The sequence below is a fragment of the Mycobacterium sp. TH-M82 genome (assembly GCF_057473605.1).
The window spans coordinates 1-1676 of sequence record NZ_JBYCKY010000865.1 but is presented as its reverse complement, the minus strand read 5'-3'; the positions used below and the strand labels follow the sequence as shown (position 1 = coordinate 1676).

Below are 1676 nucleotides of genomic sequence, written 5' to 3'. Positions count from 1 at the left end.
TCATGGTGAGCAAGGACTCGGCGGCCGATTACGCGCGCTACCGCGCCCACCTGCACGCGCACGCCGCCCGGGAGATCGCGGGCGCGCTGGCGTCGGGCCGGCGCGACACCGCCGAGCGGCTCGCCGAGGGCTGGAACCGCGCCGACGGGCTGTTCGGGGCCCTGGACGCGCGTAGGCTGCCCCGGTGACTTTCGCCTCTTCCCGCGAGCGCGCGTGTCTGCACGGCGACACGCCGCCGCGCGCGGCATTTCACGCACGCTCGCGGCGAAAGGTCGCGGCGTGAAGATCCTGATGGTGTCATGGGAGTACCCGCCGGTGGTGGTCGGCGGCCTCGGCCGGCACGTGCACCACCTGTCCACCGCGCTGGCCGAAGCCGGTCACGACGTCGTGGTGCTGTGCCGGCGGCCCTCGGGCACCGACCCCAGCACGCACCCGACCTCCGACGAGATCGACGAGGGCGTCCGGGTGATCGCGGCCGCCCAGGACCCCCACGAGTTCGGCTTCGGCACCGACATGATGGCCTGGACGCTGGCGATGGGTCATGCGATGGTCCGGGCCGGGCTGGTCATCAAACGCCACGGCCGCGACCGGCCGTGGCGCCCCGACGTCGTGCACGCACACGACTGGCTGGTCGCCCATCCGGCGATCGCACTTGCCCAGTTCTACGACGTGCCAATGGTTTCCACGATTCACGCCACCGAGGCCGGTCGGCATTCCGGCTGGGTGTCCGGGACGATCAGCCGGCAGGTGCACGCCATCGAGTCGTGGCTGGTGCGCGAATCCGACTCGCTGATCACGTGTTCGGCGTCGATGAGCGAGGAGATCACCGAACTGTTCGGCCCCGGCCTGGCCGGCATCACCGTGATCCGCAACGGCATCGACGTGACGTGCTGGCCGTTCGCGGACCGCCGGGCGCGCACCGGGCCGGCCGAACTGCTCTACCTCGGCCGGCTGGAGTACGAGAAGGGCGTGCACGACCTCATCGCCGCCCTGCCGCGGATCCGGCGCACCCACCCCGGCACCACCCTGACCCTCGCCGGGACCGGGACCGGGCGGGACCGGCTCGTCGAGCAGGCGCGAAAGCACCGGGTGCTCAAGGCGACCCGGTTCGTCGGGCACCTCGGCCACGACGAGCTGCTGGCGGTGCTGCACCGCGCCGACGCCGCGGTGCTGCCCAGCCACTACGAACCGTTCGGGATCGTCGCCCTGGAGGCCGCCGCGGCCGGCACCCCGCTGGTGACGTCGAACGTCGGCGGCCTGGGCGAGGCGGTGATCAACGGGCGGACCGGCGTATCGTGCCCGCCGCGCGACGTGGCGAAGCTGGCGTCCGCGGTACGTGCGGTGCTCGACGATCCGGCGGCCGCGCAACGGCGCGCCCGCGCCGCCCGCGAGCGGCTCACCTCGGACTTCTCCTGGCAGACGGTGGCCGAGCAGACCGCGCAGGTGTATGTGGCGGCCAAGCGCGGCGAGCGGCAGCCGCAGCCCCGGCTGCCGATCGTCGAGCACGCCCTGCCGGATCGTTAGCTACCTTCGAGGCATGGCTCTGGAATTCTCGAGCGTGGTCGATGCGCCGCGCGACGACGTCTTCGCCTGGTACGCCAGGCCGGGTGCTTTCGAACGACTCTCGCCGCCGTGGCAGCCGATGCGGCTCGTGGCCGAGGCCGCCTCGCTGAAAG

2 protein-coding genes and 1 pseudogene are annotated in these 1676 nt (G+C 72.6%); all 3 read left to right on the top strand.

Translation table 11 applies throughout. From position 1 onward, the window contains the following. Positions 1-188: 1,4-alpha-glucan branching protein domain-containing protein (locus AC2VON_RS25110; protein ID WP_486955239.1), on the top strand; the 188-nt coding region annotated here is incomplete at its 5' end. 91 nt (positions 189-279) lie between these two features. Beyond that, on the top strand, positions 280-1524 hold the full coding sequence (locus AC2VON_RS25105) for a glycosyltransferase family 4 protein (RefSeq protein ID WP_486955238.1): 1245 nt from the start codon (positions 280-282) through the stop codon (positions 1522-1524). 13 nt (positions 1525-1537) lie between these two features. Next, positions 1538-1676, top strand: a pseudogene (locus AC2VON_RS25100) (TIGR01777 family oxidoreductase); the annotation flags it as partial.